Origin of the sequence: Acinetobacter piscicola (assembly GCF_015218165.1) — a bacterium.
GTDB classification, from domain to species: Bacteria; Pseudomonadota; Gammaproteobacteria; order Pseudomonadales; family Moraxellaceae; genus Acinetobacter; species Acinetobacter piscicola_A.
Genome location: NZ_CP048659.1, coordinates 2,452,681 through 2,475,326, shown reverse-complemented (window position 1 = coordinate 2,475,326; position 22,646 = coordinate 2,452,681). Strand labels below are relative to the sequence as shown.

Here is a 22,646-nt window from a genome sequence, read left to right as displayed (position 1 = left end):
TTTAAAAAATAGAAAACAAAAATGAAACCGAATGAAAAAGTGATTCGACAACGCAGTAAATTTTTAAGCCTTGTCCTGCGTCATCAGCCTGCAAGTATTGGTATACAACTCGATCGCGAAGGTTGGACAGACATCCAAATTCTCCTCAGTCAAATGAGTAAGCATCGGCAAAAAATGAGTTTTGGTGAATTACTTGATATTGTAGAAAATAATGATAAAAAGCGCTTTCAATTTTCCGCAGATGGTCAAAAAATTCGCGCAGTGCAGGGACACTCTTCTGCACAAGTACAACGTGATTACAACCCTATTACTCCGTCCGATGTGCTTTACCACGGCACAGCAACGCGCTTTGTTGAGTGCATTTTACAACAGGGTTTAATCGCAGGTACCCGGCATCATGTGCATTTATCAGCAGATTTAGTCACTGCTAGGAAAGTCGGTCAACGACATGGCAAAGTGGTGATTTTTCAAGTTGATAGCATTCAAATGCATCAAGATGGCTTCAAATTTTATCAAGCTGAAAATGGTGTTTGGTTGACTGAGCATGTACCCGTCAGCTATTTAAAAATATTAGACAATGACTGGAGCAAATGATTTCATTAAAAAGAGATTGAAATTTTTATCTCATTAGCTGTTGAGTGGTATTTTTGATTTTTGAACAGCTAAAATAATTTTGAATGAATGTTCTTTATGTAATAAAAAATCCGCCAACGTTGACGGATTTTTTACTTAAATCTTTAAATTATTTTGCAGCTTTTTCAGCAGCAATTGAAGCAATCGCAGCGTCTACGCCTTCGATTGAGTCAGCGGCTTTTTTGATACGCGCAAGTGCATCAACTAACACTTCGTCAGCAGTTGCATAAGAAATACGCATGTAACCACCTAAACCGAATGCATCACCCGGAACAACGGCAACACCAGTTTCTTCCAATAACCACGCAGAGAATTCTGTGCAAGATTTTAAACCTTTGGCACGAATCAATGGACGGATGTTTGCATAGGCATAGAATGCACCATCAGCAGGAAGGCAAGTAATACCGTTGATGTCGTTCAAGCCTTTAACCACTAAGTCATGACGACGTTTGAATGCTTCAATCATTGGCTCAAGAACGTCTTGAGGACCATTTAATGCAGCTTCAGCAGCAACTTGTGAAATTGAAGTTGGGTTTGAAGTTGATTGTGATTGGATTTTTTTCATCGCACCGATGAGCTTAGCAGGGCCTGCTGCATAACCAATACGCCAGCCTGTCATTGCATATGCTTTAGATACACCGTTAAGCACGATCACGCGGTCGTAAAGGTCTGGTGCAACAGTTGCAATGTTATAGAACTCATCATCCCAACGGATTGGTTCATACATATCATCAGACGCAACCATAACTTCAGGGTATTTACGAAGCACTTCAGCCAAAGCTTCTAATTCAGCTTTAGTGTAGATCATACCTGTTGGGTTTGAAGGGCTGTTCAATACCACTAAACGAGTTTTGTCTGTGATTGCTGCTTCAAGCTGCGCTGGTGTGATTTTGAAGCGTTGTTCTTCACCACACTTCACAATAACAGGCACGCCTTCAGCGATGATCACCATATCTGGATAGCTTACCCAGTAAGGTGCAGGGATGATCACTTCATCACCTTTGTTTAACAAAGCAAGTGCCAAGTTAAAGAAAGATTGTTTACCACCACAAGACACCAAAATTTGGTTTGCAGCGTATTCTAAGTTGTTATCACGTTTTAATTTCGCAATGATTGCTTTTTTAAGGCCAGGCGTACCGTCAACAGCAGTGTATTTGGTAAAACCATTATTAATCGCTGCAATTGCTGCGTCTTTGATGTGTTGTGGGGTATCAAAATCAGGTTCACCAGCGCCCAAGCCAATAACATTCTTGCCAGCCGCTTTGAGTTCAGCAGCTTTATTGGTCACAGCAAGCGTTGGAGACGGTTTGATGGCATTTACACGATCAGAGAGACGTACGTCCACGGCAGTATTCCTTCTTATAGGGATTTAAAAATAAAAAGCACATTATCATAGCTTAAAAAGCTGCTTTGAGTCGCCCGAAATTTAAGCAAATTCGCCAAATAATCACGAAAATCAAACTTTAATGTATCAATAAAATACAAATGAATATGAATGTGAATGAGAACTCGCATCATTTCTAAAATTTTCGTACAATGTGCGCAGTTAAAATTGAGTGAATCTGATGAGCACCCAAAATACTCCCAAGAAAAAAGCTGTGGCAAAGTTACCTTTCCCAGTGAAACAAGCCAATGATGCCAAGCCAGCAGATGAGGATGTGGAGGGCATGCGCCCAAAACCACAACAATATGCAGATCGGACATGGATGCCACCGCGTGGTACACGCCGTTCGATGGGTAAGCGTTAATAAAAAACAGGCAATTGCCTGTTTTTTTTATCTATGATTTTTTACTCTCCGTAATGATATTCGATATTTAATTTTTTTTAGCTGCTATTTTAGTTGTGTTTCTCGTTGGTCTGAGCTATGACGGGTTGATCAGGAGAAATGAGTGAATGTTCGAGGCTTTGTGATCGTTGGTTATTTCCCTTTTGAGATTTTAGTTGATCATATTCAACCTCAATCAAAGCTTGAATCATATTTTCTTGATGAGGTGTGATGAGTTGAGCAGAAGTATTTCAACTTATTCAATAAAATAGAAACAACAGACAAGGTTTCATGACTTTTATTTTCATTTTTAAACTACATTAATATAGAGCATATAGTTTAGGGGATGAGGTTTAAATTTGCATAATATGCTTTTTTCTTTTGATACATAAAATGATCGGCACGTTTAAGCATGTGTTCAATGGTTTCGGTGTTTTGTGTTGTCGCATAGCCAATCGCAATGTTAATCGGTTGAGAAGCATAATATTGATTATCAATATTGAGTAATTCTTTAACAATTAACTTTTGATTTTTAACCATTTCCTCATCTGCACCTGCCATTAAAATAACGAATTCATCGCCACCAATGCGTGATGCTGAGAATGGGGTGTTGGTAATCGCACGATTTAAAAGATTACCCATGCGACGCAGTTGTTCATCACCAACATCGTGTCCAAATTCATCATTAATATATTTTAAGCCATTCATATCAATGAAAATTGCAGAGATTGGGCGAACTAAACTGCGTTCTAAACGGTTAATTTCTTCGGTATAAAAAGAACGATTGGTCAGTTTGGTGAGTACATCATGTTTACCTAGATACTCTAAGTAACTTTCAGCTTTTTTACGCGCTGTAATATCTGTCAGGGCGAGTTGCACTAAACCCCAATTGTCTTCATAACCAGGAAAAACGGTAAATTGCAGCAACACATGACGAATAGAACCATCTAAAGCATAATTGATGGCTTCACGCTGATGATGAATATTGCCATTCCATAGCTCGATGAGTTGTTCACGAAAAGTTTGGTGCATTTCTTTAGATAAAACTTTATGTAAATTTTTAAATAAAGTGTCTTTATCTGGGGCTTTTAATAAATCTAAAGTAGCTTGATTGACATCAAGTAAAATAATGTCATCGACACATTGATTAATAAAATCTGCATGTACATCTAAAAAAGTGACAAAATCGTCAATTCCGAGTCTACGTAATTGGTCAAGTCGCATTTTAACTCGGCTAAAATCTTCTACCCATAAGGACGTTGGGGAATAAATAAAACGTGACTCTGCCAAACGACGATTTTTTTCTTCTAAACGACACGCATTTTGATAGTCGCTAATGTCTTCTGTGGTAAGTAAAACACGTGATAAATCGTGTTGTGCATCGGGCAAAACCACACCACGTAGTTTGATGTCTAATTTTTTACCTGAAATAGTATAATTGGTGGTCGTACTTGAAAACTCTGTTTCATCTTGCCATAAAGCGACTAGCTCTGAAATATGTGAAGGAAACATTTCTTGCTGAAAAATAATATGTAAATTTTCACATAAATGTTGTTGATCTTGTGCTTCAAAAACCGCTAAGGTTTTAGGGTTGACTTGTAAAATTTTAATTTTATGGGCGCATTGGGTCACCCGTTCTAAATCTTCTTCTAAAAAGGCTTTTAAGTCTGTGATGCCTTGCTCTTGCCAAATTTCAAACTGTTTTTTAACGTCACTATAGTCTTCTAACCACATAGGAATAGGTGAAAGATTAAAAATTGATGATTCTAAAATCTCCATTTTATATTCCTAGTAATTGAATGAGTTTGTTGAGTGATGTTGGAAATATATCATTAATTATAACGTGATAGCAAAGAACTTTAGAGTGAAAAATGAGATTTAAGCCTCATTTTATTAAAGTTATATGGTTATATTTAATTGATATTAAATTTACATTAACAATTTGTTTAGAATATATTTATAATCAACATAGTGTGAAAAATCACATAACAAACTCATGTAAAATTCAAGAACGATAATTTTGATAATACTGATTTTTTTGTTCATACATGTCTAAGTCGGTCATACGGACTAAATTTTCAATATTCGGCTCGGCATCTGTACATCCAATACCTGCAGCAACACTGATTATGGTATGTTCATGCAGTCGATTATCTTCGTTAATATAATCCTGAATTTTTTCAAATAATTGATAAGCCATGCTGGCCGTGGCTTGTGGCATTAAAATCACGAATTCATCTCCCCCAATGCGAGAAATAGAATAAGCTGTATTTTCCGTAGCTTTACGTAAAATATTGGCAAAACGTTTTAACAATAAGTCACCACAGTGGTGACCTTTAAGGTCATTAATGGTTTTGAGCCCATTAATATCTAAATAAATACATGCCGTTGGGAAAACTGTTTCGTGTTGTAAGCGTTTTATTTCAGCATTAAAAAAGTTACGGTTATATAACTGTGTGAGTTCATCGCGATGACTCATAAATTCTAAATATTCTTCAAGTTGTTTACGTGCGGTAAAATCGGTATAGGCGATTTGTACCGTATCCCATGTGTGATGTGCATTTGGGAAAATCATAAATTGTTCACGCACATGAATGGTTTTGTCATCTAAGGTTTTATATTCACAGTCACGTTCTAAATGGTAATGTTCTTGCCATAAATACAGGAGTTCATTTTGAAAATGCTGTTTGCTATTTTCATTCAACAATGTATGTATGTTTTGATAAAAATGCTGTTTACTGCTGGCATGAAAAAGATTTAATAAAGCTTGATTGACATCAATAGAACGAATGTTTTGGAAGCACAGCATTAAAAAATCAGGCTGTTGTTGTAAATAAAGCTCTAAATTTTGAACACCTTGAGTTTGTAACTGAGTAAATAATGTTTTGATCCCGCTATAATCTTTGACCCAAAGTGCCGTAGGTGAGTGAATAAATAATGATTCTGCAAAACGGCGTGCATTTTGATAGTCAGATACATTTTCAGTCGTGAGCAATAAGCGTTCCCAACTGTCTTCATAACCCGGTAGAACACTGGCTTTAAGCAAAATATCAATTTGTTTACCTTTGCAGGTAAAGTTAATTGAAGGGCAGATGCATTGTGCTTCTTTATTCCAAAGAGCAACAAAGAATTTGACTTTTTCAATGCTAATTTTTTCGTAATGCAAGCGTGCAAAACTTTCTAAGATTTCATTTAAATCTGCTGCATCATACAACTCTAAAGTACTTTGATTGACCTGAATAGTCTTGATCACCCTCAAACAAGGTTGTAAACGTTCAGGGTCTTCTAATAAATATTGTTCTAAATCTTCAATACCTTCATCTTGCCATTGTTGGAAGATTTTTTTGACCGCACTAAAATCTTGAATCCACATTGCCATGGGAGCTAAGTTGAAAATGGATAAATTAATCTCTCCCATCGTAAAACTCCTTTAAATTTGTATGATTCAAGTGATATAAAAATTATGTAATAAAAGTAAATAACTATTTTTGAGCATGGTGCGCTGCCTTGGGAGGCATGATCGCTTTTTGCCCTTGCCAAGCTTCTATGAAATCATGTTCATTGATATTATACAATTCTAAAATTGCTAAAATAACACCTCCTAGTGTTTTCGTTTCATCACTGCGTAAGTCTAATTCTAAAACATGTTTATTGTTAAGTGTATTTAAAATATCACTAATTTCATAGCTACGATCACGCCCATTACTGTCGGTTGGGTACATTGGGGTATTGATCACGATTTGTGCTAATGCTTTTTCAGCTTCACTAAGATCTAAAGCTTGTACGGCTTGCGCAATATCTTCATTAAAAATAACAGAACTTTGAATAAAAGACTGCAATACATGTTGGTTGAGTTTAGGCAGTGTTTTTTCGACAAAAGGGCGAAAAGATATTGGAAAAATAACATTGTGTGAAATGCCTTTAAACATTGGGGCAATTTCTTCAACTTTATAACCAGCAACCCCACAGCCAACCGCAGTCACAAAATATTTGGTTTTAAGATGATTTTTGGTATAAATTTTAAAATCTTCAACATAATGTTGTATTTGTGATAAGGGCATTTGTTGTAAATGCTCATTCATGGTTGGAATGGCAAAACTTTGACCTGCCCAACCTCGTCCTACACCTTTGGTGGCTCCAAAATGATGGAGTGCGATTTTTGCTGCACCACCTTGATGTGTACCTGCCATATTACTGCCAAAAACAAAAACCGTATCTTCAGGTAAGTTTTTAATAATACTTTCATCATGATATTGATAAGTCATTTTGCTATAATTCCATAATATGGCTATGCTTCATGTTGCAATTGAATTGCGCAATGGTCAAGTGATCTGATGATGATATTGAAAGAAAATAACATATTGAAAATAAAAAAGAGACATGAAATGCGAACTGATTCATATTCTCAACTCGGTTTTAATCGAGATGATTTTGCCATATTGATTGATGCTGAGAACAATAACCGTTTTGGTGTACCTATTCAGATTATTGAGTTTTTAGGAGAAGATGCTGAAGCATCTGTACATTTTAAACAACTTGGGCAAAACAATAAGCGCATTCTTTCTGAACAATTAAGGCTTGAATACTTTGCATCGAATGCAGGGACTTTGGCTGAGTTTTATCGTGATTATCTGCAATATTTACAAGAGATTGCAGATAAAGGAGAGGTTGACGCTATTCTTCAAGCGGCGACATTATTTTATACATGGGCATTTCGAGGGACTGAAGATTGTATGCAGGCAATGGGGTTCGCCCTTGAATATTTTCAGCGTGCAAGTGAGCAAGGTGCTGCCGAAGCCAGTTATCAGTTGGCTGAGATGTATCGACGGATTATTAATCCCGATTATGATCTGTATTTTCAGCATCATCGTGAGAAAAATTTACAATATTATTTACGTCAAAGTGCGCAGCAAGGGCATTGTATCGGGCAATATCAGTTGGCTTATAGCTTCGAGTATGGTCAACATGGCTTTACCCAAGATGATGGAAAAGCATTATATTGGTATCAACAAGCTGCAGATCAGGATAATCCACAAGCTTTAAATAATTTAGGTGATAAATACGAACGAGGAAAAGGCGTCAAACGAGATTATACACAAGCTGCTCATTATTATCAGCGTTCGGCAAATCATGATATTGTCGAAGCAATCTATAATTTAGGTCGTCTATATTTGCGTGGTTTGGGTGTGGAGAAAGATGAAGTGAAAGGGCGAGCGTTACTGACCCAAGCAGCAAATCGTTATTATCTACCCGCGCGACGCAAGTTAAAAAGCTTAGATAAAAAGTAGCGTAACGTGATATTGTATCTAGCAACTTTGCCCTCATAATAAAGGCATTGTCATTTGATGCCGAAGTATTTATATGCAAGAAGGTCAACCTTTTCAACTTGTCACTCATTATCAACCTGCGGGTGATCAGCCACAAGCAATTCAAAAATTAGTGGATGGTGTCAATAGAGGCTTGCATGATCAACTTTTGCTTGGGGTAACAGGTTCTGGAAAAACCTATACCATGGCAAATGTCATTGCACAAACGCAGCGTCCAACCATTGTCATGGCACATAATAAAACCCTTGCTGCACAGCTATATGGTGAATTTAAAGCATTTTTCCCCAACAATGCGGTGGAATATTTCGTCAGTTATTATGACTATTATCAGCCTGAAGCTTATGTGCCATCGTCTGATACTTTTATCGAAAAAGATTCTTCAATTAATGATCATATTGACCAAATGCGACTTTCGGCAACCCGTGCATTATTGGAGCGTCGAGACAGCATTATTGTGGCATCAGTTTCAGCGATTTATGGTTTGGGTGATCCAAATGCCTATATGAGTATGTTATTGCATGTCGTACAAGGGGATCGGATTGCTCGTGATGACATTATTCGCCGTTTGGTCGAAATGCAATATACCCGTAATGAACTTGAGTTTTTGCGTGGTACATATCGTATTCGGGGTGAAATTTTAGATATTTTCCCTGCGGAATCGGACCAGCATGCCATTCGTATTGAACTGTTTGATGACGAGGTCGATTCAATTCGTTGGTTTGATCCTTTAACTGGAAAAATGGTGCGTAAAGTGCCACGTATTACCATTTATCCAAAAAGCCATTATGTAACACCTAAAGATAATTTGCAGCGTGCAATTGGTACTATTCAAGAAGAACTCAAGGAACGCCAAGCTTATTTTAAGGCGCATGATAAATTACTTGAATTACAGCGCATTGAGCAACGTACACGTTATGACTTAGAGATGATGCAACAGCTAGGCTATACCAATGGCATTGAAAATTATTCACGGCATTTATCGGGACGTCCATCAGGCGAGGCTCCACCGACTTTATTCGACTATGTACCTGAAGATGCATTATTGATTATTGATGAGTCACATGTCACCGTGCCACAGATCGGTGCAATGTACAAAGGTGACCGTTCACGTAAAGAAAATTTGGTCAATTATGGTTTTCGTTTGCCAAGTGCATTGGACAATCGTCCAATGAAATTTGAAGAATGGGAAAGAATTGCGCCAACGACCATTTATGTCAGTGCCACACCTGCCAAATATGAACTGGAAAAATCAGAGCAAGTTGCTGAGCAAGTGGTGCGTCCAACAGGACTGATTGATCCTGAAATTGAAATTCGTCCTGTATTAACCCAAGTCGATGATGTTTTGTCGGAAATTAATATTCGCAAAGATTTGAATGAGCGTGTTTTAGTTACGACATTGACCAAACGTATGGCAGAAGATTTAACTTCTTATTTGAAAGAATATGGGATAAAAGTAGCTTATTTACATTCTGATATTGATACTGTTGAGCGTGTAAAAATTATTCATGAGTTGCGTTCAGGTGTGCATGATGTCTTGGTCGGGATTAACCTTTTACGTGAAGGTTTAGATATGCCAGAAGTGTCTTTGGTTGCTATCTTAGATGCTGATAAAGAAGGTTTTTTACGTTCTGAACGATCATTGATTCAAACCATTGGTCGTGCAGCACGAAATGTCAAAGGTAAGGCGATTCTATATGCAGATCGAATTACTGATTCGATGCAAAAAGCGATCGATGAAACGGAACGCCGTCGTAATAAACAAATTCAGTTCAATGAACAGCATGGTATCGTACCACGGAGTGCAGTACGTCAAGTGATCAAAGAGATTGATACAGGTGAAGTGTTAGATGACGATCAAATCGATGAAAAAATTATTGATCAAGCACAAGTGATGAATGCAGATGAGCGGCATTTATTGTCTAATCCAAAACTACTCGCCAAACACATTGCCAAGCTTGAAAAAGAAATGTTAAAAGCGTCGAAAGAATTACAATTCGAGCAGGCTGCTCGAATTCGTGATGAAATCGTGCGTTTAAAAGCCTTGATGTTACAATAGTCGAACTCAGCTTTACTTGGATTGTGGCTTTGATGGAATCAAAAGATACATAAAGCTACAATTTAAGCTTAAATTTATGATTATTTTAATAATTATTATTCTGAATAAATGTGAGGATAGCGTGTGAATTTAATCAAAAAAATACCCATAATCTGTCCTAAAAATAGCCAAATATTTTTACAGTGTATATTGTTGGCAAGTGTAGCAATGAGTTCATCATTGTATGCACAAGACCGTTCGCTACCCACTGTACCCCGTGTTGAATTAGATAAATATTTAGGGCTTTGGTATGAAATTGCACGTAAGCCATTATTTTATCAAAAAGATTGTCATAAAAATGTCACTGCACGTTATACCATTAATGAGTATGGTAATGTTGAAGTCGATAATCGTTGTCTCAATCGAGAGGGCAATGAATTACGCTCTTTGGGTGAAGGCTTTGTGAGTAATGCACCGTACAATTCTAAGATCAAAGTCAGTTTTTTACCCGAAACCATTCGTTGGATGCCTTTTGGGCGTGGCGACTATTGGATTTTAAAAATAGATCCTCAATATCAAATGGCACTGGTGGGTGAGCCTAAGCGTAAATATCTTTGGGTTTTGTCGCGGACACCACATCCTGACGAGCAAAAAGTCACGGAGTATTTACGTTATGCACAAACCCTCGGTTTTAGTATCAAAGATTTAGTGCGCTCTGAGCAAACGCAACCTTAGTTTTAACTGAATTATTTATATTTGAATGTGCCATTAGATGGGTATAAATATGCTTATAATACCTCTGTAAAATAAATGAGAGGTGATAGATGTTTAAAGGTGTTGCATTATCCATTTTGGCATCGATCACTTTTGGGGTTTTATATTTTTATAGTCAGTTACTTCATGTTTTTGATAGTCAGCAAACCTTTGGTTGGCGCATCATTTCTACTTTGCCTTTTTTAACACTTTTTATGTTTTATAGTGGCGATTGGCAGCATGTTAAAACCATTTACCAACGCATTATTGATCAACCAGCGCTATTACTCATTTTAATGATGACTTCAGCTTTAACCTGTTTTCAACTGTGGTTATTTTTATGGGGGCCGATGAATGGGCGCGGGCTACAAGTATCATTGGGCTATTTTCTATTGCCGCTGTTTTTGGTACTGATGGGGAGCGTCTTTTTTAAGGAAAAATTATCTAAGTTGCAAATACTGGCGGTACTGTGTGCAGGATTTGGTGTTGGACATGAAATTTGGCGTTTAGGAAGCATTGCATGGGAAACCATGGCAGTCGCAGTAGGTTATTCATTGTATTTCCTGATTCGTAAGCATATTCAAACGGATAATTTGGGTGGTTTTTGGTGGGATATTCTCATTTGTATGCCTGTCGCAATTTATTTGGTACAAATCGGGCATACGCCTTTTCTGATGTTTGCTGAGCGTTGGTATTTATGGCTTGTGGTGGCAGGTTTGGGTTTACTTAGTGCGATTGGTTTAGGCAGTTATATTTTAGCGAGTCGTTATTTGCCTTTGGTGTTATTTGGTTTGCTGAGTTATTTAGAGCCTGTGTTGTTGGCATTGGTCTCTTTGGCGTTGGGAGAAAATATAAGCCAAGATGAATGGTTAACTTATATTCCAATTTGGTGTGCAGTGGGGATATTGGCCATCGAAGGTAGTCTGCATTTGTATAAACAAAAGCGAAATGCGCAAAATTTAAAAAGAAATGTTGAAAACGTAGAGCAACGCCTTGGATAAAGTAGGTTAGGCTTTGTTATGGTAGATGTATTTAAATATGTGATTTGATGATTAAAATGAGAAATCATTAAAATAATGACGACTATTTTGTAAAATTATAATGAATATACAACAAAAAGTACTTTGCTTGATCAGCTTTCGATTCATTCTTTGACAGAATTCCATTACAATGTTGGGGTTTTTAAACTAAGTCTAGATATACATAAAATAGAGGACGTATCTGTGAGCAAAGACACTATCATCGCCCTACACGCAGAGCATCAAGGTCGTTGGAAAAACCGCGAAGAAATCGCGGAACGTATGATTGCTTTAATTGGGCAATTATACCGTGAAAAAAATATTGTCACTTCTGTTTACGGTCGTTCTTTAGTGAACCGTTCAGTGATTCAGATTCTTAAAACACATCGTCGTACACGTGTGTTAGATGTTGAACTTTCTGTCGTTCAAACTTTCCCAATTTTAGAAGCTTTGGCAAAAATTGAAAACATTGGTTCTGCTGAGGTTGACTTAGGTAAACTTGCAGTTGAATTTAAAGAAAAAGGCGGCGATGTTGACGCATTTGTTGCAAACGCTGTTCAATCATTAGCGGGTAATGCTGCATCTGTAGAACCGAAAGATGTTGTTCTTTATGGTTTTGGTCGTATCGGTCGTATTCTTGCACGTTTAATCATTAGTCAATCTGGTTTGGGTCGTGGTTTAAACTTAAAAGCAATCGTTGTACGTAAATCATCTGACGGTGACTTAGAAAAACGTGCGTCTTTATTACGTCGTGATTCTATTCATGGTCCATTTGCAGGTACAATTTCTGTAGATGAAGAAAATGAAGCAATTATTGCAAATGGTAACTTCATTAAAGTGATCTATGCATCTAGCCCTGCTGAAGTAGATTACACAGCATACGGTATCGAAAATGCATTAGTGATTGATAACACAGGTAAATGGCGTGACAACGACGGTCTTGCACAACATTTACAATGCCCAGGTGCTGCACGCGTGATTCTGACTGCACCAGGTAAAGGTGACATGAAGAACGTTGTATTTGGTGTGAACCAAGCAGATATCTTAGATGAAGACAAAATCATCTCTGCTGCAAGCTGTACAACCAATGCAATTACACCAACATTAAAAGTATTGCATGACAAATACACCGTGATTAATGGTCACGTTGAAACAGTTCACTCGTTCACAAACGATCAAAACTTAATTGACAACTATCATAAAGCTGATCGTCGTGGTCGTGCTGCAACATTAAACATGGTGATCACTGAAACTGGTGCTGCAAAAGCGGTTGCAAAAGCATTGCCTGCACTTCAAGGTAAATTGACAGGTAATTCTGTACGTGTACCTACACCAAACGTTTCTCTTGCAATCTTAAACTTAACTTTAGATAAAGAAGTTGATCGTGAAGAAGTGAACGAATACATTCGTCAAATCTCAATCAATTCAAACCTTCAAGGTCAAATTGGTTATACAAATTCGACAGAAGTTGTATCGTCTGACTTTATCGGTTCGCGTACTGCAGGTGTATTTGATGCGCAAGCAACAATTACTTCAGGTAACCGTTTAACTGCATACATTTGGTACGATAACGAAGTGGGTTATAGCTGCCAAGTATTGCGTATTGCTGAACAAATGGGCGGCGTAAGCTATCCAAAAGTTCCTGCTGAAACAAATGCTTAATTTGTAAATCAGTGATAAAAAAAGAGCTTCAATTGAAGCTCTTTTTTACATCAATAGCAACGATGTAATGACATTAAAATGTTTTATAACAGCTTAGCTGTAAAAAATGAAATTCTCATGGGGAAATCTCGTAATTTAGGTGAATTTTTATATTTCGATCTTTCTACACCAGCGGCAAAACAACAGTTGAATCAAATTAAATCGAATAAAAACCAACAAGCAGAAGGAGCAGGCTTAGTGATTGCTAAAGATGGTAAGCTTACAACAGTACAATGTTATTGGTCTGAAGTTTTTCACTAAAACAAGGCTCCCATTATTTATAATGATGAATAATGGGGTAAAGTAAAAAATGAATATAATTAGATTGTTTTATGCACAAATAGACATTTTATACACACAATAAAACGATAAAAATATCACATTTATGGATAAAATAATGATAAGTAAAACAAATGTTGAATTTAAGGATAAATTTTGCAAATTAAGCATATTGTCGGTGGTCTATTTTTTATTGTCTGTGCTGCAATTTGCGGTGTAGCCATTGCGATTTGGGTATTTAAAAATTTTAATATTTACATTCCACTTGAAAACCAAGCCGTCAATATCGACTTGAAAGAACCTTTACAAGCCAAAGTTAAAATTCATGAGGCTTTAGATGTCGATGTGACGGGACGTGTGAATGCAGAAATTCCAATTAATGAAAATTTAAATTTACCTGTAACACAGGCTCTTACACCTCATGTGTATTTTGATAATATTGTTCCAATTCAAACCACAATTCCTGTTAAGGAAGTGTTGAAAGTCGACCAAAATATGCCGATTGACACTAAAGTTCAGGTTAGAGTGATGGGGCGAGATATTACTTTACCATTGAAGGGGATTATTCCCATTAAAATTGAGGTGCCGATTGACCTGCAAGTGCCTTTAAATCAAAGAGTACATTTAAAGTTTGATGCCCCTGTACGGACAGTGCTCAAAGAAAATTTGAATATTCCACTGCAAGCGACTTTAAAAACCAATATCCCGATCCAAGGACATCTCAATGTACCAATCAAATCAAGTTTGGATGCAACTGTAGATGTAAAAAATACTCTACCTGTAAAAATTCAAAAGGGTGATTTAAAAATTCCTTTAAATAGTATTCGACTTTCTCAACATGAAGCAGAAAATATCAAAGCTGTAAGTCCAGCTCCTGAGTCTGCAAAGGAGTAAGTCCATGGCTGTGTTTTTGACTGTACGTAATTTGCTGATCAGCTTTATTTTGATTGTGCTATTGGTGGCGGCTTTATTTTGGCTGTATTTAAATATGCAAGCGTCTTTGCAGGTTTCAGCTCACAATGCAGAAATTCAACTCTCTAATGAGTTACCTACACAAATTCATGTCGGCAATTATTTAGAAACCCAAGCCATGGGGCAATTAGATACGGAATTGGATATTGACCGTAAGCTTCAATTACCTTTAAAAGGGCGTTATGCAGCAGATTTAAGTTTTGTGGTGGAAACGCCAATTTCAGTAGATATTGATTATCAAACTAGTATTAAAATTAATACCATCATGCCTTTAGATGCTACAACAGATTTAATTTATCAAAGTAAATTATTACCAAAATTTCCAATCAAGGTGGATATCCCGATACAACTTGATGTGCCATTTCATCTTAAACGAACGTATCAATTACCGATTAAGATTATGTTTAGCGGGCAAGTTTTTTTGAATTTAATGAGATGTTAAATGTTTATGTGAAGCATAAATTTAAACCTATGTTAAATATTAATGACCCAATGACCATGAAAAAAATCGCCAAATTCAATGCAACGATGTACAACAGTAAACGCCAATCATTGGCAGATTTAGATTTACAGATCAATTTGCCTGTAAAAAATATTCACCCATAACTGAGTCAAAATCACAACCAATACGCCCTTACTAATCGAGGGGTATTGGTTGTTTTAAGATATTGAAAATGATTTAGGCTTTAAAGAGCGCTTGGATTTGATCTTGAATAGGTGTTGTTTTACGTCCAATTAAATTTTCTAAATCTTGGCTTTGACTATACATTGCACCTTTTGCTGTTTGCACATCTGCATCCACAATGACATCCACCAAAGCAGGAGCTAAACCTGCAGCATTTAAGGCTTGGGTATAATCTTGCGCACTGATATTTTGATAGCTGACAGGTCTATTTGCTGCTTGCGAAATATAGCTTGCAAGATCTGTTAATGTAAAACTTGCTGAGCCTGCTAATTCATAAGTTTTATGGTCATGTCCGACACTGGTCAAAACTTTGGCAGCAGCTTCAGCATAATCTTCGCGGGATGCTGAACTGATTTTTCCATTTTCTGCACTGCCATAAAGTATGCCTGATTCAGCAGTGTGTTGCACATTTGCTAAATAGTTTTCACTATACCAATTGTTTCTTAAAAATGTGAAAGATAAACCACTTTCACGGATCAATTGTTCAGTTTCACGATGTTCCTGCGCTAAACCGAGCGGATTGCTATCGGCATTTAACAAACTTGTATATGCAATATATTGAACATTGGCTTGTTTGGCTGCATCGATGATCGCTTTATGTTGTGGTGTGCGGCGACCAATTTCATTGGCAGAAATCAGTAATAATTTATCGATACCAATTAAGGCAGGTACCAGTGTTTCAACGTGATCATAATCAAAATGACGAAGTTCAATGCCTTGATTTTTTAAATCTTGAGCTTTTTGTTGGTTACGCACCAAAGCCACAATATTTTCAGCTTGTGTGTGTTGAAGTAATGCCTTGATGACTAAGGTACCGAGTTGACCAGTTGCGCCTGTAACTGCAATTTTCATATTTTCACCATTTTAGTTGTGTGTTTTTTAAACTTGGTGATATGATCTTAAACCTATAACTAACAAATTGTAAGTACGTACCTAAAAGTAAGTTATTTACCAAATGGAGAGATTTTGATGAGCGCTTATGGTCATAGTGATTTGATTGGTGAAGTTTTATCCAGTGAATGTCCTTCCCGTGAAATTTTAGAGCATGTGACAAGTAAGTGGGCTGTGCTTATTTTAAAGAGTTTAAGTGAAGGGGTATTGCGTTTTAGTGAACTGCGTAAGCGTATAGAAGGGGTGAGTGAAAAAATGTTGGCACAAACACTGAAAACTTTGGAACAAGATGGGTTTATTTTGCGGACGGTTTATCCTGAAGTGCCCCCCAAAGTAGAATATCAATTGACTTTCTTGGGGGCACAAGTGGCTGAAAAGTTAAATTATTTGATTGCGTGGATTGAGCGTAATTTACCCGAAATTTTGCAGAATAAACAAAACCTTGTCCAAGCCTGAGTACATTCATATTGCGCTCTATTCGTTTGTTTAACTTGTATATGCTGCAAGTGATAACGTTTATTTTTTAAAGCTGCGTATCGGATTGCCACGTTCAATCAAAGCATGTTGCTGATGTTGTAATTGCTTCTGATTTGCTTTGGTGCTTTGACTGTGCTGTTGAAGTTTGAGCATAATCAGTTCTTTCGCCAACCGTTTGTTGGCATGTTGACTGCGCTCAGACATGACTTTTACGCTGATGCCAGATGCAATATGTGTGGCATGAACAGCAGAATCGGTGGTATTGACATGTTGTCCACCTGCACCTGAGGCGCGACAAGCTTGGAAGTGAATCATGTCATCCGTAGGAAGTTGTTGTGGTGTGTCAAATTGACTAATGCCCACAAACCAGTTTTTACGTTTATGCTGTGGACGAATTTTACTTTGAAATGTCCATTGAATTGTACCAAGCCACGTATTTAACCATATTTGTGCATCTTCAGGAACATTACATAATATAGAAGAATAACCCTGTTGGGTTTCATGAGATTCAAGGATTTCAAAAGCTATTTTTTGATTTTTTGCTTCTTTTTGCATTTCTTGAAGCGTGTATTTTACAGCAAGCTCACATTCTGCAGGTCCAAGTGCAGCACTTATTTGCACGATCGGCAATCTTTTTTCCTTATCAGTATGAATTTTCATTGGTGATTTTACGCACAATTAAATGTGCTGTCAAAATGGAGTTGGAAAGTGAGCAATGGTGTAAATTTCATCTTATGAAATCATTTGAAAATGCAAATTATGCATGCGAGCTAAACTGTATTTGTATGAATTTAAGAAATTTATGTCTTAACTTTCATAAAATGAATCAAATTTAGGGTTTTGCTGAATAATACTATTCGAGAATTTTTTCAAAATATGGCAGAATATGCGGTTTTAAAGATTTTAGAGGATTGGCAGCATGCGCTTTGTTGATGAAGCAGTCATTACCGTAGAGGCTGGCGACGGTGGCAATGGCGTAGCTAGTTTTCGCCGTGAAAAGTTCGTACCGTTTGGTGGTCCAGATGGTGGTGATGGTGGTCGTGGTGGTAGCGTTTATATCGAAGCCGATGACAACACCAGTACACTTGTAGATTATCGTTATACCCGTAGATTCCGTGCTGAGCGCGGTAAGAATGGTGCGGGTGCAAACTGTGCAGGTCGTAGTGGTGAAACAGTTACGCTAAAAGTACCTGTAGGAACAACCATTGTTGATACTGAGTCAGGCGATATTATCGGTGACTTGGTTGAAAATGGTCAAAAAGTTTTGGTTGCACAAGGGGGGGATGGTGGTTTAGGCAATACCCATTTCAAATCATCAACCAACCGTTCTCCACGTAAGTGTACACATGGCATCAAAGGCGAGTTTCGTGAAATTCGTTTAGAGCTGAAAGTATTGGCAGATGTAGGTTTACTAGGTATGCCAAATGCGGGTAAATCGACGTTTATTCGTGCAGTATCGGCAGCGAAACCAAAAGTTGCAGATTATCCATTTACCACGATGGTGCCAAATTTAGGCGTAGTCGATGCAGATAGTCATCGCTCATTTGTTATGGCGGATATTCCAGGATTGATCGAAGGTGCGGCAGAAGGTGCAGGTTTAGGGATCCGTTTCTTGAAACACTTGGCACGTACACGTATTTTATTACATATCGTAGATGTGCAGCCAATTGATGGTTCTGACCCTGCTTATAATGCTAAAGCAATTTTGGAAGAATTGAAAAAATTCTCTCCGACATTGTCAAAGTTACCGATTGTGTTGGTGCTGAATAAACTTGACCAAATCGCTGAGTCTGAACGAGAAGAATGGTGTAATCATATTCTTACAGAATTACAGTGGGATGGACCTGTATTTAAAACTTCAGGCTTAACGTCTGAAGGGACAAAAGATGTTGTGTATTACTTAATGGATCAAATCGAACAACAACACGAACGTGAAGTTGAAGATCCTGAATATGCAGCAGAAATCAAAGCTTTCCGTGATCAGCTTGAAGCTGAAACACGTGAGCAAACAATTGCTGCAAAAGAAGCTTATCGTGAAATGCGCCGTCAACAACGCCTTGCAGGCATGTTGGGTGATGACGACGAAGATGACGATGGTGATGATGGCGAAATGGAAGTGTATTACGTACGTTAAGCAAACGTACAACTGAGGACAAGATGATAGAAGTGGTAGATGGGCAACGTCAGCTCAAGGCTTTAAAACGTATCGTTGTTAAAATCGGATCATCTTTACTCACAGCAAATGGGCAAGGTTTAGATTTGGATGCTATTTCGCATTGGGCGAAACAAATTGCAGATTTACACGACGCAGGACATGAAATTATTCTCGTGTCATCAGGTGCTGTGGCTGAAGGTATGGTTCGCATGAAGCTAGAGAACCGACCCACCGATCTACCCAGTCTGCAAGCTTGTGCTGCCATTGGTCAAATGGGTTTAATCCAAACTTGGTCAAGCGTTTTGGAAAATCATGCCATTCAAACTGCGCAAGTGTTACTGACCCATGATGATTTGGCAGATCGTCGTCGTTATTTAAATTCATGTGATGCTTTACAACATCTGATTGACTGGCGTGTCATTCCTGTGATCAACGAAAATGATACGGTTTCTACCGATGAAATTCGCTTCGGGGATAATGACACGCTTGCGGCAATGGTTGCAGGGCAAGTGCATGCGGATTTACTGATTATCTTAACCGATCAGCAAGGGATGTTTGACTCTGACCCTCGTTCTAATCCAAATGCAAAATTGTTCCATACAGTTCGTGCGATGGATGAATCGCTGTTTGATATGGCAGGCGGTGGTGGTAAGTTTGGTCGTGGTGGTATGTTGACCAAAGTACGTGCGGCACGTTTGGCTGCAAAATCAGGCTGCCCAACTTTAATTGCCAGTGGTGAAAGTGACAATGTACTTGCTCGTTTAATGTCGGGTGAGTTGTTGGGTACTTTATTCATCACCGATGATGATCGTGTCACGGCACATCAACAATGGCTCGCAGCACATTTGCAAACAGCAGGGCGTTTGGTTTTGGATGATGGTGCTGTTAAAGCCATCAAAGAAAACCATCGTAGTCTGTTACCTGTAGGGGTGAAAGCGGTAGAAGGGCATTTTGATCGTGGTGATGTAGTTGAATGTGTTGATACACTTGGACATCGTGTTGCGGTGGGGCGTGTGAATTTTAGTTCTCGTTCGGCTGAAATCGTGAAAGGCTTAGCTTCAGATAAAGTCCATCAGGTGTTAGGTGAAGCACGTTCTTTGGAAATGATTCATCGCAATCATATGGCAATTTACTAGCAAAAACCCACCATAACCAAACATAACGCTAAGGCTTGATTCTATAAGGGATTAAGCCTTTTTTGTTGTGTGGTGCAATAACATGCAATAGACTAGGAGGAGGTTAAAGTTGGAGGTTAAAATGGAGGTTAAAAATTATTAATCGCCATAATTGAGGCAAAACCATTCATAAATGAAATTATTTCTCTTAAATCTCATATGAAAAAATTAATTGCCATAAATTTAAAAGCTTCTTAACTATATGAATTATTGAGGAAATAATGATGCTGTCTAAATTGCAAATTGACGCTATAAAACCAACCTCCAAGCTACAAAAAATCAATGATAGTGAGATGCTGTATTTATTCGTATCTCCGACAGGTCGAAAAACTTGGAAAGTGCTATATACGCTCGATGGAAAGAAAAACACCATCACTTTGGGCGAATATCCAAAGGTGCTGAATGCTAAAGATGCACGTTTAAGACGTGATGAGATAAAAAAACAAATATCAGAGGGCATTAACCCGACTGAGCAAAAACGACAAGAAAAGATTAAAGATTTATCAGAAATGAGCTTTGCCGACTTGATAAGGCTTTACATGGAAAAGGTCACACCACACAAAAGGGGTGGACGTGTGGAAACCATTATTTTGAGTAACTATATAAAATCATTTCCCCGATTGATGAAAAAACCAGTAAACCAACTGGGGCAGCTAGATATGATTCAATTTAGGGATGAACGGCTAAAAAAGGTTAAGGGCGCAACAGTCGCTAGAGATTTAGGCTTATTGAGTGCTGTATTCAAGTATGCACGACAAGAACTAAGAATTATGACCAACTCCCCATTGGACGACATAGCAAAGCCGAAGCAGTCAGCAAGTAGAAATAGACGTATATCACAAGATGAGATAGATCGAATCTTAGAGGCATTTAAATATAATGGGCGTTCACAACCTATCACTAAGAAACAACAAACGGCGTGGGCATTTCTTTTTGCAATTGAAACAGCAATGAGAGCAAGTGAAATTACAGGCTTAAAGTGGGCGGATGTTTACGACAAGCATGTTGAACTTGAAATCACAAAGAATGGCACGGCGAGAAAAGTCCCATTATCAAAAAGAGCAATTGAGCTTTTGAGTTATATGCGTGGCATTGATGAAATAGATGTTTGCACTGTCAAAAATAAGGTTGCTGATGGTGAAACAGGTAGGGGAAATCTATCTGCATATTTTAATCAAGTGGTCACAGGTCAATTAAAAATAGAAGATTTAACTTTTCACGATACACGACATGAAGCCATTTCCCGAATGGTTAAAAATGCAAAGCTCCCAGTAGAGGTATTAGCAAAGATTACAGGGCATAAAACAATAAGTATTTTAATTAATACCTACTACAACCCTGATATTGAAGAACTTGCCAACCATCTACACAAAGAAGATGACCCAGATATTATCCCATTTAAAAAGTCTGTTTAATGCGACAAGCTAGGGCGTACAATGACTAGCAATGAAGTAGTTTATTGATTAAGATCAGGTGGCTAGGTATAGGAGGCATCCGACAAGCACATACCCAATGTGTTTACCTAGTCAATTTTTTGGGGTGCTGTGGGAGGCATGAGTGGGCTTAGCTCAAACTATATTTAATTCTATTAAGAAAAATTACTTTTCGGTATGGGATATTATTTCCTTAATAGAGCAGAAAACTAATAATGATTTATTTGATATTGGGCTATTTTTAGGTCATATCAATATAGAAGAACATATAGCTATATATCAAAGAGATAGATTCTATAATTTGCATGAAATTGACATTAACTATAATAAAAATCCTTTAGGGGAAATTATTGATTGTTTAATGAATATTATGCCTTTTGATTCCGATGAAGAACAACAAGAGGGTAGGATGAGAGTACGCTCGGAATCTGATAAATTATTTTTTTCTAAGCAAGATATTTATAATTTTAAGCCTATTATGGATTTAGGCTTTATTGAAAAACCAGTACCTCAGGTTATTGAAGCTGAATCAATACAAGAAGCAGAGCCAAAAGATAAGTATAAATTTCTTTTATATAAACAACACCTATTTAGTATAGATGAATGTGCGTGCATAATTTCAGATTATGACCCATTAGAAATACAAAAGTTTCCTCATAATGATGTTGATGAAATTGCCCCAGACTACTCAAGAGCTTACAGCTTTATCGGATCGGCAATAGAGGCAGATAAGTTAAATGTGTTTAACTATAAAATTTATGCTGATGAGTTTAGGGAGTATTTAGTCAGTGAAAATATAATTATTGCTGGCTTTAATGATGACCTACAGGGTGCTGAATTAGAGAAAAATACAGGTGCAAACAACACCGAGTTGCAGCAGTTAAAACTAGAAAATGAAAAGCTGAAAGCAGAACTTGCAGAGAAAGACCAAAAAATAAAAGAGCTTGAATCATTAAAACCAAAAAATGATATGGATTTATTGAGTTTAATTTTTAATGAATCTGCTACAGAGATTTACGCCCCTGATTTAGCCAACGCCATTAAGTTATGGAAACACCTTTATGTGGAAAATAAAGGTGTAAAGGATAGTCACAGCAGCAGAGCAAATCACTGGATAGACAAGAACACCCCGTATAAAGGCGAATCCAGTGTTGAGGTAAAAAGGCTGAGAGAGGTAACTTCACCCTTTAATAGTTGGCACAGTGAAAGAAAAAATAAGCTAAATAAGTAATTGATATTTAATAAGGTAGCTAAGGTTAGGTTAGCTACTTTTTTCATTTAGGTAGCTAGGCTACCTTTATTTTTATTTGTTCTCATGCACCCAAGCAATAACGCTTTACAACTT

20 protein-coding genes and 1 pseudogene are annotated in these 22,646 nt (G+C 37.5%); 15 read left to right on the top strand and 6 right to left on the bottom strand.

The genetic code is table 11. From position 1 onward, the window contains the following. The first annotated feature begins 21 nt into the window (after positions 1 to 21). Positions 22 to 594 (top strand): RNA 2'-phosphotransferase, encoded by a 573-nt coding sequence (locus tag G0028_RS12170; protein WP_180045117.1) that lies wholly within the window; start codon positions 22 to 24, stop codon positions 592 to 594. 148 nt (positions 595 to 742) lie between these two features. On the opposite strand, the gene G0028_RS12165 is transcribed toward G0028_RS12170, so the two are convergent. Continuing rightward, positions 743 to 1,978, bottom strand: coding sequence for a pyridoxal phosphate-dependent aminotransferase (locus G0028_RS12165; RefSeq protein ID WP_180045118.1), 1,236 nt, complete (start codon positions 1,976 to 1,978; stop codon positions 743 to 745). A 220-nt stretch (positions 1,979 to 2,198) separates the two neighbouring features. On the opposite strand from G0028_RS12165, the gene G0028_RS12160 reads away from it, so the two are divergent. Then, complete coding sequence (locus tag G0028_RS12160; RefSeq protein WP_173911279.1) at positions 2,199 to 2,381, top strand: hypothetical protein; 183 nt, start codon at positions 2,199 to 2,201, stop codon at positions 2,379 to 2,381. Between the two features lie 357 nt (positions 2,382 to 2,738). On the opposite strand, the gene G0028_RS12155 is transcribed toward G0028_RS12160, so the two are convergent. The 3 genes from G0028_RS12155 to G0028_RS12145 form a co-directional block, all read right to left on the bottom strand. Then, the gene (locus G0028_RS12155; protein WP_180045119.1) at positions 2,739 to 4,178 is read right to left on the bottom strand and encodes a sensor domain-containing diguanylate cyclase; all 1,440 of its coding nucleotides are present in this window, start codon (positions 4,176 to 4,178) and stop codon (positions 2,739 to 2,741) included. A 226-nt stretch (positions 4,179 to 4,404) separates the two neighbouring features. Beyond that, the gene (locus tag G0028_RS12150; protein ID WP_130073166.1) at positions 4,405 to 5,817 is read right to left on the bottom strand and encodes a GGDEF domain-containing protein; all 1,413 of its coding nucleotides are present in this window, start codon (positions 5,815 to 5,817) and stop codon (positions 4,405 to 4,407) included. Between the two features lie 64 nt (positions 5,818 to 5,881). Then, the gene (locus tag G0028_RS12145) at positions 5,882 to 6,664 is read right to left on the bottom strand and encodes a hypothetical protein (protein ID WP_130073167.1); all 783 of its coding nucleotides are present in this window, start codon (positions 6,662 to 6,664) and stop codon (positions 5,882 to 5,884) included. A gap of 120 nt (positions 6,665 to 6,784) precedes the next feature. Between G0028_RS12145 and G0028_RS12140 the strand changes: the two genes are divergently transcribed. The 8 genes and pseudogenes from G0028_RS12140 (at position 6,785) to G0028_RS12105 (ending at position 15,091) form a co-directional block, all read left to right on the top strand. Then, the gene (locus tag G0028_RS12140; protein ID WP_174492393.1) at positions 6,785 to 7,687 is read left to right on the top strand and encodes a tetratricopeptide repeat protein; all 903 of its coding nucleotides are present in this window, start codon (positions 6,785 to 6,787) and stop codon (positions 7,685 to 7,687) included. A gap of 73 nt (positions 7,688 to 7,760) precedes the next feature. Beyond that, positions 7,761 to 9,782 carry an excinuclease ABC subunit UvrB gene (uvrB, locus tag G0028_RS12135; RefSeq protein ID WP_180045120.1) on the top strand — a complete coding sequence of 674 codons (2,022 nt, stop codon included), beginning with the start codon at positions 7,761 to 7,763 and terminating at the stop codon, positions 9,780 to 9,782. Between the two features lie 123 nt (positions 9,783 to 9,905). After that, positions 9,906 to 10,496 carry a lipocalin family protein gene (locus G0028_RS12130; protein WP_320109287.1) on the top strand — a complete coding sequence of 197 codons (591 nt, stop codon included), beginning with the start codon at positions 9,906 to 9,908 and terminating at the stop codon, positions 10,494 to 10,496. Positions 10,497 to 10,585: 89 nt separating this feature from the next. Further along, entirely contained in the window at positions 10,586 to 11,515 is a 930-nt protein-coding gene (gene rarD, locus G0028_RS12125) for an EamA family transporter RarD (protein WP_130073171.1), read from the top strand. A 222-nt stretch (positions 11,516 to 11,737) separates the two neighbouring features. Then, positions 11,738 to 13,195 carry a glyceraldehyde-3-phosphate dehydrogenase gene (locus G0028_RS12120; RefSeq protein ID WP_180045121.1) on the top strand — a complete coding sequence of 486 codons (1,458 nt, stop codon included), beginning with the start codon at positions 11,738 to 11,740 and terminating at the stop codon, positions 13,193 to 13,195. Between the two features lie 78 nt (positions 13,196 to 13,273). Beyond that, the gene (locus G0028_RS12115; protein ID WP_180045122.1) at positions 13,274 to 13,495 is read left to right on the top strand and encodes a hypothetical protein; all 222 of its coding nucleotides are present in this window, start codon (positions 13,274 to 13,276) and stop codon (positions 13,493 to 13,495) included. A gap of 174 nt (positions 13,496 to 13,669) precedes the next feature. Next, a complete protein-coding gene (locus tag G0028_RS12110; protein ID WP_130073174.1) occupies positions 13,670 to 14,407 on the top strand; it encodes an MFS transporter in 738 nt (245 codons plus the stop codon). A gap of 4 nt (positions 14,408 to 14,411) precedes the next feature. Continuing rightward, positions 14,412 to 15,091: pseudogene (locus G0028_RS12105) on the top strand (hypothetical protein). Between the two features lie 73 nt (positions 15,092 to 15,164). Here the strand turns inward: G0028_RS12105 and G0028_RS12100 are convergent. Further along, entirely contained in the window at positions 15,165 to 16,022 is an 858-nt protein-coding gene (locus G0028_RS12100; protein WP_180045123.1) for an SDR family oxidoreductase, read from the bottom strand. Positions 16,023 to 16,139: 117 nt separating this feature from the next. Here G0028_RS12100 and G0028_RS12095 point away from each other — a divergent pair, with 117 nt between their 5' ends. Next, the gene (locus G0028_RS12095) at positions 16,140 to 16,517 is read left to right on the top strand and encodes a winged helix-turn-helix transcriptional regulator (RefSeq protein ID WP_130073177.1); all 378 of its coding nucleotides are present in this window, start codon (positions 16,140 to 16,142) and stop codon (positions 16,515 to 16,517) included. Between the two features lie 60 nt (positions 16,518 to 16,577). Here the strand turns inward: G0028_RS12095 and prfH are convergent, their stop codons facing one another. Further along, complete coding sequence (prfH, locus tag G0028_RS12090) at positions 16,578 to 17,168, bottom strand: peptide chain release factor H (RefSeq protein ID WP_180045124.1); 591 nt, start codon at positions 17,166 to 17,168, stop codon at positions 16,578 to 16,580. Between the two features lie 289 nt (positions 17,169 to 17,457). On the opposite strand from prfH, the gene cgtA reads away from it, so the two are divergent. The 4 genes from cgtA to G0028_RS12070 all read left to right on the top strand — a co-directional run bounded on the left by cgtA (position 17,458) and on the right by G0028_RS12070 (position 22,532). Then, positions 17,458 to 18,672 carry an Obg family GTPase CgtA gene (cgtA, locus tag G0028_RS12085; protein ID WP_130073179.1) on the top strand — a complete coding sequence of 405 codons (1,215 nt, stop codon included), beginning with the start codon at positions 17,458 to 17,460 and terminating at the stop codon, positions 18,670 to 18,672. Positions 18,673 to 18,695: 23 nt separating this feature from the next. Continuing rightward, complete coding sequence (gene proB / locus G0028_RS12080; RefSeq protein ID WP_174492401.1) at positions 18,696 to 19,829, top strand: glutamate 5-kinase; 1,134 nt, start codon at positions 18,696 to 18,698, stop codon at positions 19,827 to 19,829. 263 nt (positions 19,830 to 20,092) lie between these two features. After that, positions 20,093 to 21,283 carry a tyrosine-type recombinase/integrase gene (locus G0028_RS12075; RefSeq protein WP_180045141.1) on the top strand — a complete coding sequence of 397 codons (1,191 nt, stop codon included), beginning with the start codon at positions 20,093 to 20,095 and terminating at the stop codon, positions 21,281 to 21,283. A gap of 142 nt (positions 21,284 to 21,425) precedes the next feature. After that, a complete protein-coding gene (locus tag G0028_RS12070; RefSeq protein ID WP_180045125.1) occupies positions 21,426 to 22,532 on the top strand; it encodes a hypothetical protein in 1,107 nt (368 codons plus the stop codon). Positions 22,533 to 22,646 lie beyond the last annotated feature (114 nt).